Consider the following 11858-nt stretch of genomic DNA (forward strand, 5'->3'; position numbering starts at 1 on the left):
CCGGTGCCGATGCGACATTGCGTTGGCGCAGCGCCAGGCGCTGTCCGTACTCCAGCCAGCGCAGCTCTTCCACCCAGCCGCGCGTGACCTGGCTGTCCGAGCCCACGGTCAGCGGCACAGCATTCGACAGCCAGCGCGGCAGGTCAGCCAGGCCGTCGCCGAGATTGGCCTCGGTGCCGGGGCAGATGACGACGCCGGCCCCGGTGCGGGCGACGGCCTCGATTTCGGAGCCTTCCGCGTGCGTGGCGTGCACGAGCTGCCAGCGCGGGTCGAGATGACCCGCGCTGGCCAGCCACTGCAGCGGGCGCATGCCGGTGGCGGCCAGGCAGTCGGCCACCTCGGCGGCCTGCTCGGCGATGTGCATGTGGATGGGAATGTCCGCACCGCCAACCAGCCCAAGCAGGCGGTTGATGTCGGTTTGGGACGCACCACGCAGCGAATGCAGGGCCACGCCGGCGGTCACCCGCGTCAGGCCAGCGGCGTTGATGCGTTGGCAGGCCCGCCAGGCCCAGTCGGCATCGGCGGCAAAGCGGTGCTGGTCGGGGCGCAGGCCGGTCGCATCGAAGCCGCTGCGCGTGTAGACGACCGGCAGCAGCGTCAGGCCGATGCCGGTGTCCTCGGCCGCAGCGGCCAGGGCCCAGGCCATGTCCAGTTCGTCCTCGAAGGCCTGGCCCTCCGCCGCGTGGTGCAGGTAGTGGAACTCACAGACATGCGTGTAGCCGCCGCGCAGCAGTTCGGCATAGAGCTGGCTGGCCACCGCGCGCAGTTGCTGCGGCGAGATGCGCAGGGCCAGTGCGTACATGCGGTCGCGCCAGCGCCAGAAGTCGTCCTGGCCCGCGTCGCGCCGCTCCGCCAGGCCGACGAAGGCACGCTGGAAGGCGTGGCTGTGGGCGTTGACGAGGCTGGGGATGACGGGGCCGGCCAGCCTCTCGGCATCGGGCGGCGCCGGGTGGTTGACGGTGATCTCGGACCAGTGGCCAGTGGCGTCGACCGTCAGCAGCACATCACGTTGCCAGCCGCCGTTGACCCAGGCGAGCGGGGCATGCAGTCGTTTCAGGGCTGGCATGCGAGCATCTCCTTGAGCATCTTCTCGATCAGCGGCGCCACCTCGGCGGCGGCGGCTTCGTCATAGGCATGGCGCGGGTCCAGCGCCTCGTCCATGTAGCAGCGCTGGCACATCTCCAGCTGCACGGCGTGCACGCCCTGGCCCGGCTGGCCGTAGTGGCGCGTGATGTAGCCGCCCTTGAAGCGGCCGTTGACGACATGGCTGAGGCGCTCCTGCCCGGCCAGCAACACGGCCAGCCTCTCGGTGATGACCGACGCGCAGGACGCGCCGTCGGCGGTGCCGAGGTTGAGCGCCGGAAGCTCGCCCTCGAACAGCCAGGGCAGCTCGGAGCGGATGCTGTGGCCGTCGAACAGCAGCGCGTGGCCGTGCTCGGCGCGCAGCCGTTGCAGCTCGGCCGCCAGCGCGTCGTGATAGGGCTGCCAGTAGGCCTCGCGGCGCGCGGCGATGGCCGTGGCGTCGGGCCAGGCGCCGTCGACGTAGAGCGGCTCGTCGGTGAAGAAGCGCGTCGGCACCAGGCCGGTGCCGCCCGAAGCGCCGGGGTAGAGCGGCTGGTCGTCCGGCGGGCGGTTCAGGTCGACGACGTAGCGGCTGTAGCGCGGCACGATGAGGCTGGCACCTAACGCTTCGGCCAGCGGCCGGTACAGGCGCTCCAGATGCCAGTCGCTGTCCTCGCTGATGAGCGCACGCGGCACCAGGCGCTCGGCCAGCTCGGCGGGTATCTCGGTGCCGACATGCGGCAGGCTGATCAGCAGCGGCGTGCGGCCCTGCTGCAGTTGAAAAACACTCATGAACCTCCCTGGACCCCTTGGTATACCCGTTGTATCAGCGGGTTATGTCCGAAGCATGCTGCCAGCTCGCGCGGGTGGGCGCCATCCCAGACACAGAAGTCGGCACGCTGGCCGGCCACGAGTTGACCCCGGTCCCGCAGGCCGAGCGCTCGGGCGCCGTTGACAGTCAGGCCGCGCAGGGCTTCTTCGGGTGTCAACCGGAACAGCACGCAGGCCATGTTCAGCATCAGCAGCGGTGACAGCGTCGGCGAGCTGCCGGGGTTGTGGTCGGTGGCGATAGCGATGGGCACGCCGGCCTCGCGCAGCGCTGCGATGGGCGGCAGCTGTGTTTCGCGCAGCGCGTAGAAGGCGCCGGGCAACAGCACGGCGACGGTGCCGGCCTGGGCGAGGGCCTGCACGCCGGCGGGGCTGAGGAATTCGAGGTGGTCGCAGCTCAACGCCTGGTAGCGGGCCGCGAGCTGGGCGCCGCCCTGGTCGCTCAACTGCTCGGCATGCAGCTTGACGGGCAGGCCCAGCTGCCGGGCCGCGTCGAACACGCGAGCGACCTGAGCCGGGCTGAAGGCGATGTGCTCGCAGAAGGCGTCGACCGCATCGACAAGGCCTTGCGCGTGCAGCTCGGGCAGCCATTGGCAAGCGGCGGCGATGTAGTCGTCGGCATCGCTGAACTCGGGCGGCAGCGCGTGGGCGGCGAGGTAGGTCGTGCGCACGTCCACGCCCAGCCCGGCCAATTGACGGGCGACGCGCAGCATGCGGGCCTCGGTGGCGGCGCTCAGGCCGTAGCCGGACTTGACCTCCAGCGTCGTCACGCCCTCGCGCATCAGTGCCCGGGCGCGCTTGGTGGCAGCGGCCAGCAGCTCCGCCTCACTGGCGGCGCGCGTGGCGGCCACCGTCGAGCGGATGCCGCCACCGGCCCTGGCGATGTCGGCATAGCTCGCGCCATGCAGGCGCTGTTCGAACTCGTCGGCGCGGTTGCCACCGTAGACGAGGTGGGTGTGGCAGTCCACCAAGCCCGGCGTGACGAGGGCGCCGTGCAGCTCGATGATCTCCTCGGCCGCAGGCGCGTCGGCGCTCGGCCCAACCCAGCGCAGCAGCCCGCCGTCGACCAGCAAGGCGCCGTCTTCGACCAGACCCCAGCCGCTGTCGCCCGCCAGCGTCGCCAGCCGGCCGCCAGTCCATAACCTAGAACCGGCAGTTGACCGCTTGCTACTCATTGAAGAGCTTGTTGGAGCGGCAAGTTTCGGCTGAGGCGGCCATCACCACTCCGGTCCACACCGCTGCGCACCCGCTGGTCTGGCGCTGCAGGCCGCTGGCGGCGTTGCTTCTCCTCGCGGGCGCGAGCCCGCAGCGTCGTCGCGCCTTGCCAGCGGCCCGCTTCGCCAGCCCCTCGGACGCGCCCAACTACCGCTTCTAGGTTCACTCGCCGCTCCAGGTCAGCCACCAGGCATGGCTGCTGGTCGCCTCGGGGCCGGTGAAAACGCAGCTCTGCGCGACGGGCGCCTCGCACCAGGCCAGCGTCAGCGGCGCCATCGGCATCGCGCGGTGGCCATGCTCCAGCAGGCCGCCCTCGACGGTGAACAGCGCCACCCAGGGCGTGCGCGGCAGCAGCACGTTGCTGGCCGGCTCGACCTCCAGGTTGCCGCGCCTCTCCATCACGTTGAACACGTCGACCGGCCCCTTGATGAGCTCGGCATCCGGCGCCAGGCCACCGTCGAAACGCAACGGCTCGTCGCCCATGCTCTGCGGCCAGTCGAACAGGCGCAAGCCCGCGCCGCCCGTGACGGCCAGCCAGCGGTGCACGCCGGGAAAGGCCGAGAACGGCCCGTCACGGTCCACGCGGCCGACGCTGATGCGCAGCGCCCAGTCGTGCGCATGCGGCCAGGCGAGCAGTTCGCGCGTCATGCCGCCCTTGTTCTTCCAGGCCTGCGGCTCTACGTCGGCCGCGCTGACCTTGCTCCAACTCATGTTCTTGTCCTTGCACTTCCGGCAACGCCGCATTTTCTGCAGCTGATGGCCGGGAAGCTCATGCCGAGAAGCTCCCTTGCAATTGGTAACGTGCTCCGGGGTGGGTCAGTTTGACGGAGGTTACCGCCACGCCGCGGCTGTAGGTGATGCGCTTGACGACGAGGCAGGGGTCACGGCGGCCGATGCCGAGCAGCTTGGCTTCGACCTCACCGGTCAACGCCGCCTCGATCATGTAGCGCGCCTCGGACAGCGGCGCCACCTCCAGCAGATAGTGCGTCGGCGTGATGCGCGTGAAATCCTGTGCCAGATAGTCCGGCGCGCAGGCCGGGTTGACGGCGCGCTCCTCGCACTGGATGGCGTGGCCGTTCTCCAGATGCACGATGAGGCTGAGGAACACCTGCGCGCCGCGCTTGAGGCCCAGCTCGGCCGCCTGCTGGGGCGTGGCCTTGCCCTTGGTGAGCGCATGCACGCGCGCCTCGTGTGTGCCGCCGCGCGCCAGGATCTCCTCGTGAACGTCGCGCACATTCAGCGTCGACGAGATGCGGTGCAGCTGCGCCACGAAGCTGCCCACGCCCTGCACACGCTCGATCAGCCCGTCCTGTACCAGCTCGCGCAGCGCCCGGTTCACGGTCATGCGGCTGACCTCGAACAGGCCCACCAATGCACCCTCGCTGGGCAGCAAGTCGCCGGCCACCCAGTGACCGCTGGCAATGCCTTCGCGCAGATGGTTCTTCACCCTGAGGTAGTGCGGTTCGGGGCTGGCTGGGCTTCTCGACATGCGGGCATCCTAGGGCCTGTTCACGCTACGGCAGTGGGTCGCTGCCGTAGCGTGAACAGGCCCATTGACTCGACTTGTATAGACAACTAGAGTTCGCCGCAGTTTCAGGAGACCCACATGACCGCCCTGCCCCGCCCCGTCCGGGCGCCTACCGGCACCCAGCTCAGCTGCAAGAGCTGGCCGACCGAAGCCGCCTACCGAATGCTGCAAAACAACCTCGACCCCGCCGTGGCCGAGAACCCGGATGCGCTGGTCGTCTACGGCGGCATCGGCAAGGCGGCGCGCAACTGGGAGGCCTTCGACGCCATCCTCAAGGCCCTGCGCGAGCTGAACGACGACGAGACGCTGTTGATCCAGTCAGGCAAGCCGGTGGGCGTGTTCCGCACGCATGCCGATGCGCCGCGGGTGCTGCTGGCCAACTCCAACCTGGTGCCGGCCTGGGCGACGTGGGAGCACTTCCACGAGCTGGACCGCAAGGGCCTGATGATGTACGGCCAGATGACCGCTGGCAGCTGGATCTACATCGGCAGCCAGGGCATCGTGCAGGGCACCTACGAGACCTTCGTCGAAGCCGCGCGCCAGCACTACGGCGGCGTGGCCAAGGGCAGATGGGTGCTGACGGCCGGCCTGGGCGGCATGGGCGGCGCACAGCCACTGGCGGCCACGTTCGCGGGCTTCTGCTCGCTGAACATCGAGTGCCAGCAGAGCCGCATCGACTTCCGCCTGAAGACGCGCTACGTGGACGAGCAGGCGCAGGACCTCGACGACGCGCTCGCCCGCATCCAGGCTCACACCGAAGCCGGCCGCGCGGTGTCGGTCGCGCTGCTGGGCAACGCGGCAGAGGTGCTGCCTGAACTCGTCAAGCGAGGCGTGAAACCGGACCTCGTCACCGACCAGACCAGCGCCCACGATCTGATCAACGGCTACTGCCCGCCGGGCTGGAGCGTCGAGCAATGGAAGGCCGCGTCCGCCGACCTGGCACGTCACGCCGAGTTGAAAGCTGCCGCCGCCGCCGGCTGCGCCGTGCACGTGCAGGCGATGCTGGCCTTCAAGGCGCAAGGCATCCCGACGGTCGACTACGGCAACAACATCCGCCAGGTCGCCAAGGACGAAGGCGTGGCCAACGCCTTCGACTTTCCCGGCTTCGTGCCGGCCTACGTGCGGCCGCTGTTCTGCGAGGGCAAGGGCCCGTTCCGCTGGGTTGCGCTTTCGGGCGACCCCGAGGACATCCGCAAGACCGATGCGAAGCTGAAGGAACTCTTTCCCCAGCATGAAGCGCTGCACCGCTGGCTGGACATGGCCGCCGAGCGCATCGCCTTCCAGGGCCTGCCGGCGCGCATCTGCTGGCTGGGCCTGGGTGAGCGTCACCTCGCCGGCCTGGCCTTCAACGAGATGGTGAGAAGCGGCGAGTTGAAGGCGCCCATCGTCATCGGCCGCGACCATCTGGACAGCGGCTCCGTCGCCAGCCCTAATCGCGAGACCGAGGGCATGAAGGACGGGTCGGACGCGGTCTCCGACTGGCCGCTGCTGAACGCGCTGCTGAACACCGCGGGCGGCGCCACCTGGGTGAGCCTGCACCACGGCGGCGGCGTGGGCATGGGCTACTCGCAGCACTCGGGCGTCGTCATCGTGGCAGACGGCACCGACGCCGCCGCCCAGCGCATCTCGCGCGTGCTGTGGAACGACCCGGCCACCGGCGTCATGCGCCACGCCGATGCCGGCTACGAGTCGGCCGCCGCCTGCGCCCACAAGAACGAACTGAACCTGCCCTCGCTATGAAACTGATCCCCGGACAACTCACGCTCGCCCAACTCGCCGACATCGCAGCCGGCCGCGCGGAACTTCAGCTCGACGACTGGGCGCCTGTCGACAAGAGCGCTGCGCGGGTGGCTGCTGCCGCTGCGGGCGACGCGCCGGTCTACGGCGTCAACACCGGCTTCGGCAAGCTGGCCAGCACGCGCATCGCCAAGGATCAGCTCGCGCAACTGCAGCTCAACCTGATCCGCAGCCACTCGGTGGGCGTCGGCGCGCCGATGTCGCCGGAGGTCGTGCGCTTGATGCTGGCCACCAAGGCGGGCAGCCTGGCGCGCGGTTTCAGCGGCGTGCGCCGCGTCGTCATCAGCGCGCTGCTGGACGCCTTCAACGCGGGCTTCATTCCCTACGTGCCCTGCCAGGGTTCCGTGGGCGCAAGTGGCGACCTGGCGCCGCTGGCTCACCTGACGCTGGCGCTGATGGGCGAAGGCGAAGCGCTGGTCGACGGCCAGCGCGTGTCGGCCCGCGCCGAACTGGCGCGGCTGAAGCTGCAGCCGCTGACGCTGGCCGCCAAGGAAGGCCTGGCCCTCATCAACGGCACGCAGGCCAGCACGGCGCTGGCGCTGCACGCGCTGCTGCGCTTCGAGAGCCTGTTCGCCACGTCGCTGGCCAGCGGCGCGATGACGCTGGACGCCGCACGCGGCAGCGACGGGCCCTTCGACGCGCGCATCCACGCCGTGCGCGGCCAGCCCGGCCAGATCGAAGTGGCCGGCGTCTACCGCGAGCTGCTGGCCGGCAGCGCCATTCGCGCGTCCCACCGCGAAGGCGACGAGCGCGTGCAGGACCCGTACTGCCTGCGCTGCCAACCCCAGGTCATGGGCGCCTGCCTGGACCAGGCGCGGCATGCGGCCAAGGTCCTCGTCTGCGAGGCCAATGCGGTGACGGATAACCCGCTGGTGTTTGAGGACGTGATGCTCAGCGGTGGCAACTTCCACGCCGAGCCCGTCGCCTTCGCGGCCGACAACCTGGCGCTGGCCATAGCCGAAGTCGGCGCCATTGCCGAGCGCCGGATCGCCATGCTCATCGACCCCGGCATCTCGCGCCTGCCGCCCTTCCTGACGGCCGACGCCGGCCTGCACAGCGGCTTCATGATTGCCCACGTGACGGCAGCGGCGCTGGCCAGCGAGAACAAGAGCCTGGCCCACCCCGCCAGCGTGGACAGCCTGCCGACGAGCGCCAACCAGGAAGACCACGTCTCCATGGCCACCTTCGCCGCCCGCCGCCTGCACGCGATGCTGGACAACACCGCCCACATCATCACCATCGAGATGCTGGCTGCGGCCCAGGGCATCGACTTCCTGCGCCCGTTGACGAGCTCAGCGCCAGTGGAGGCTCTGCACGCCCGGCTGCGCGCCGACTGCGCCAGCAGCCCGGCCGACCACTACCTGGCGCCGGACATCGAGCGCGCGGCGGCGCTGGTGCAGGCGGGCGCACTGCGCGCGCCGCAGGCGCCGGGGTTCTGATCTCGGTTGCGCGCCGTACCGCGTCAAGGCCGGCTGTTTCGGGCCGAGCGCCGGGCCGCCCCAAGCCGGCCCGCCTGGCGATGTGCTTGCGGCTCGATGCCGCAAGCATCGCCGTCCCCTCGGGGGCTGAGCCCGGACACGGCGCGCCCAGTGGGGGCGGTGTGCCTGGCGAAGCGTTGCGGCTCATGCCGCAGCGCGGTCCCAGACCAGGCTTGCCGGCGTTCAGCCGGCGCAAGCCTGGGCGAGGGGCCTCAATACCGCCCCGCCGCCCCGACCACACGCAGGAAGACGTAGGCAAACCAGACCACCGCCGCCCGGTGCAGCCACGCACGCAGGCCCTTGCCTGCGGCCTCGCCGACGCGGCCGGACGCGGCAAGCGCGATCTCGATCTCAGCAGCAAGCTGCATGGCGAAGCCACGGTCCAGCACGACGACATTGGCCTCCAGGTTGACGAGCAGGGACAGCGGGTCGATGTTGGAGCTGCCGACCGTGGCCCATTCGTCGTCGACGACGGCGACCTTGGCGTGCAGGAAGGCCGGCGTGTATTCGTAGATCTCGATGCCGTGGCGCAGCAGGTCGGCATACAGCGCCTCGGCGGCCCAGCCGGCTAGCCGATAGTCGAGCTTGCCCTGCAGCAGCAGCCGCACGCGCACACCGCGATCGGCCGCGACCCGCAACGCATGGCGGATGCGCTTGCCGGGGTAGAAGTAGGGGCAGACGATGTCGACGCTGTGCCGCGCGTTGCGGATGGCGTCGGCGTAGGCGTGCTCGATGGTGCGGCGGCGGCGCAGGTTGTCGCGTAGCACGAAAGCGGCGCAAACGGGGGCCAAGCGCGACGACGGCTCGGGCAGGCGCTGCGGGCCGCGCCAGAGCTGGGTCAGCCACAGCGTGAAGCGGCGGCGCAGGGGCACGTAGTCCAGCAACGCATCGTCGAACTCGCGCCCCAGCCAGGCGCGTGACCAGATCGAGCGCGCGCTGTGGGCCACCAGGTCCACCAAGCCGCCGCTGACCTGAACGGCGAAGTCCAGCCGGGGCAGGTCGCTGACGCCGTGGCGCATGTCCAGGCGGTCGTCGATGATGTTGATGCCGCCGACGAAGGCCTGCTCGTTGTCGACGACGCAGAGCTTCTGATGCAGGCGGCGCAGCTGGCCGCGCTTGAACCACTGCCACCAGCGGTCAATCGGCCGGAACACGGCCAGCGCCACGCCGCTGCCGGCCAGCTTGTCGCGCAGCGTCGCCAGGCTGGCGTTGCTGCCGAAGCCATCCACAACGAGCCGCACGCGCACGCCGCGCCGGTCGGCCGCGAGCAGCGTGTCGACCAGGGCGAGCGAGGTGTCGTCGTGATGAAAGATGTAGGTGGCCAGCCAGACCTCGTGGCGCGCGCGGTGGATGGCCGCCTGCATGGCCGGGAAGAGCTGGTCGCCGCCGCGCAGCAGCTCGATGTCGTTGCCGCCGACGAAGCCCGTGTCGGTCGCCTGGTGACGCCGCCGCTGCCGGGCGCCCAACCCCTTCATTCCAGCGCCAGCTCGACGATCAAGGGCAGGTGGTCGGACATGCGCGCCCACGACGGCCCGCGCGGCACCTGCACGCCGGTGCAGCGCAGGCCGCGCAGGTAGACGCGGTCCAGCGCGAACACCGGCAGCCGCGACGGGAAAGTGGGCGCCTTGGCCCGCCCGTGCGGCGGCGTCGCGCGGCGCAGGCCGTGGGCACGCATCGGCGTGTCCAGGCGCTCGCCCCAGTCGTTGTAGTCGCCGGCGACGAGCACCGGCGCGCCCTCCGGCACATGCTCTTTGACGAAGCTGGCGAGCCGGTCGACCTGGCGCATGCGGCTCGAATGGATGAGCCCGAAGTGGGCGACGATGACATGCACGACCGAGCCCTGCCAATGCACCGGCACATGCAGCAAGCCGCGCTGCTCCAGCGAATGATCGGACACGTCGTGATGGCCGATGTCGCCCATCGGCCAGCGCGACAGCAGCGCATTGCCGTGCTCGCCGTCCCGGGTCTTGGCATTGGTGCGGTAAGCCACCTCGTAGCCCTCGGGCGCCAGGAACTCGGCCTGGCCTTTCTCGGGCCAGCCAAACCAGGTCTGGTCGAAATAGGCCGCTTCGCGGTGGTGGAAGAGGCGCACCTCCTGCAGGCAGACGAGGTCGGCATCCATCGCCTCCACGCCCATCTGCAGGTTGTGGATCTCCAGGCGCTTGGCCGGCCCCAGGCCTCGCACGCCCTTGTGGATGTTGTAAGTGGCCACGCGCAGCACGTCGCCAGGCGCGTGGGGGGTGGGGCGGGCGGTGGATCTCATGACCATCAGGACATCGTGGCGGCAACGAACCGCGGCAACTGCAATACCGCCTCGGCGTTGGACGGCGAGAAGCAACGGTCCGCCGCCGCCTGCCAAGGCAACCACAGCCAAGATACGTGCTCGCGCGGCGCCAGCGTCGGTGTCAACGCCGACGGCAGCTGTAGGCCAAACACGTGTTCCGTGTTGCGTGTGACACCGAGCGCATAGCGATGCTGCCAGTGGGGATAGATGTCGTAGACATTCGCCAGCTGCCAATCGCGCAACTCGCCGCCGAGGGCCGCGATGTCGAAGCCCGTCTCTTCCAGCACCTCGCGCCGCGCGGTCTCGGCCGGTGGCTCATCGAGGCTGTCCTTGGAGCCGGTCACGCTCTGCCAGAAACCGGCGTGGTCGGCCCGCTCGATCAGCAGCACCTGCAGGTCGGGCGTGTGGATGACAACGAGGACCGATTCGGGGATCTTGAAGGGCTTGGCCGACTGCATGGCGCCAGCATAGCCTCGGGACCCCGTGCGCTTCAGCCGCCCTGAGCCTTGCGCTTCGCCACTTCGGGCGGTAGCTCCTTGGCCTGCAGTTCCCGCACCTGCGCAACGAGCTGGTTGTGCGCGTCCATGAAGGCGGCGGCGATGACCTTGCCTTCGTTGGTATTGCTCCAGCCCGCCCCGCTCGCGCCGCCCAGCTTGCCAACGAGCGCGCCGCCCATGCCGAGGTCGGTCACCTCGACGGAACCGGTGGCTGCGGCGATCTGCTCGGTCGTCTCGTTGTCGGTCAGCAGCAGCGCGGCCTGGGCCTGCTTGAGCTTGACCTGCTCGGCCGCGCCGACCAGCTTGTTCAGGTAGGGAATGGCCTGCAGGATGCCGCCGATCTGGCGGCCGGCGTCCTGCTCGCTGAAGGTGAGGCTAGGCGTGAGGCTGTACTGGGCCTCGTAGCCCTTGCCCTTGCTCACCGTGTTGCCCTGCTGACGCAGGATGCCGGCGTCCTTCAGCTCCTGCTCGCGCACCGTGGCCTTGAGCCCAGCCGCGCGGTCGACGACGCGAAAGCAGCCGCTTTGCTGGGCCAGCAAGCGCACCAGCGGCACGGGGCTGGCGGGCAGCTGATAGCTGCTGGAGTAGCTGTAGCCGTTGGGGTTCTCCACCAGGGCCAGCGTGGCGACCGGCGCGTCGCATTTGACGAGCTGGCGGCTGGCGTTGTGGGCGCCGGCCGGGCCGGCCGAGCCGCTGATGACCGAGCCGCCCTCGCCCAGGCTGGTAGATGACTTGCCGCAGGCGGTGAGCAGCAGCAGCAAGGTGGTGGCGGAAACGGCGAGCAGGGGGCGAGCGGTCATGGGCGATGCATCGTGGCGGGAACGAGCGAGTCTGCCTTGCAGCTTGGGGGGGCTTGTCCTTTGAACGTGGGACGACTCCCCGGGACGTGGGGAGGCGGTATGACGAGGTAAGTGCGGGTTGACGCGTGAGGCCCATGCCGGGATTTGCCTTCGGCGAAACCTTCGGTTTTCGCCCCGGCGGGCGAGTCACTTTGGCTGCGCCGAAACCTTCGGTTTTCTGGGCCGCCAGAAAGTAACCAAAGAGCTCCCCCCTGACCGCCCCGCCCTTTGCTGCGCTCCGGGTCCCCTGCGTGCCTTGCCGCTTGCATGCGGCAAGTCCTTCGGCAGGCGTCGCACAGCACGCAGGTGCTGTGCTCGGTCCGGCCGAAG

The 11858-nt window shown here is 69.9% G+C and carries 11 protein-coding genes; 2 read left to right on the forward strand and 9 right to left on the reverse strand.

Annotated elements, in window-relative coordinates; translation table 11 throughout:
* The 5 genes from ABIS05_RS22065 to hutC form a co-directional block, all read right to left on the reverse strand.
* On the reverse strand, positions 1-1066 hold a 1066-nt coding region (locus tag ABIS05_RS22065), incomplete at its 3' end, for an amidohydrolase family protein (protein WP_348013186.1).
* Positions 1054-1854 carry an N-formylglutamate deformylase gene (gene hutG, locus ABIS05_RS22070; RefSeq protein ID WP_348013187.1) on the reverse strand — a complete coding sequence of 267 codons (801 nt, stop codon included), beginning with the start codon at positions 1852-1854 and terminating at the stop codon, positions 1054-1056. The genes hutG and ABIS05_RS22065, both read right to left, overlap by 13 nt.
* On the reverse strand, positions 1851-3065 hold the full coding sequence (gene hutI, locus ABIS05_RS22075) for an imidazolonepropionase (RefSeq protein ID WP_348013188.1): 1215 nt from the start codon (positions 3063-3065) through the stop codon (positions 1851-1853). Before hutI ends, hutG begins: the two co-directional genes overlap by 4 nt.
* Before the next feature lie 202 nt (positions 3066-3267).
* Entirely contained in the window at positions 3268-3816 is a 549-nt protein-coding gene (locus ABIS05_RS22080) for a HutD family protein (protein ID WP_348013189.1), read from the reverse strand.
* 58 nt (positions 3817-3874) lie between these two features.
* On the reverse strand, positions 3875-4594 hold the full coding sequence (gene hutC / locus ABIS05_RS22085) for a histidine utilization repressor (RefSeq protein ID WP_348013190.1): 720 nt from the start codon (positions 4592-4594) through the stop codon (positions 3875-3877).
* Between the two features lie 117 nt (positions 4595-4711).
* Here hutC and hutU point away from each other — a divergent pair, with 117 nt between their 5' ends.
* Positions 4712-6373 (forward strand): urocanate hydratase, encoded by a 1662-nt coding sequence (gene hutU / locus ABIS05_RS22090; protein ID WP_348013191.1) that lies wholly within the window; start codon positions 4712-4714, stop codon positions 6371-6373.
* On the forward strand, positions 6370-7869 hold the full coding sequence (hutH, locus tag ABIS05_RS22095; RefSeq protein ID WP_348013192.1) for a histidine ammonia-lyase: 1500 nt from the start codon (positions 6370-6372) through the stop codon (positions 7867-7869). Before hutU ends, hutH begins: the two co-directional genes overlap by 4 nt.
* 251 nt (positions 7870-8120) lie before the next feature.
* Here hutH and clsB read toward each other — a convergent pair whose 3' ends face one another.
* From clsB to ABIS05_RS22115, 4 genes are read right to left on the reverse strand one after another with little or no spacing between them, the layout of a single operon-like run.
* Positions 8121-9383, reverse strand: a complete 1263-nt coding sequence (gene clsB, locus ABIS05_RS22100; RefSeq protein ID WP_348013193.1) for a cardiolipin synthase ClsB — start codon at positions 9381-9383, stop codon at positions 8121-8123.
* The gene (locus ABIS05_RS22105) at positions 9380-10177 is read right to left on the reverse strand and encodes an endonuclease/exonuclease/phosphatase family protein (RefSeq protein WP_407074886.1); all 798 of its coding nucleotides are present in this window, start codon (positions 10175-10177) and stop codon (positions 9380-9382) included. The genes clsB and ABIS05_RS22105 overlap by 4 nt, the downstream gene beginning before the upstream one ends.
* Positions 10177-10650 carry a dihydroneopterin triphosphate diphosphatase gene (gene nudB / locus ABIS05_RS22110; protein WP_348013195.1) on the reverse strand — a complete coding sequence of 158 codons (474 nt, stop codon included), beginning with the start codon at positions 10648-10650 and terminating at the stop codon, positions 10177-10179. Before nudB ends, ABIS05_RS22105 begins: the two co-directional genes overlap by 1 nt.
* 32 nt (positions 10651-10682) lie before the next feature.
* On the reverse strand, positions 10683-11489 hold the full coding sequence (locus ABIS05_RS22115) for a CsgG/HfaB family protein (protein ID WP_348013196.1): 807 nt from the start codon (positions 11487-11489) through the stop codon (positions 10683-10685).
* Positions 11490-11858: the final 369 nt, after the last annotated feature.

The sequence above is a fragment of the Roseateles sp. genome, from assembly GCF_039929605.1.
GTDB lineage: Bacteria > Pseudomonadota > Gammaproteobacteria > Burkholderiales > Burkholderiaceae_C > Pelomonas.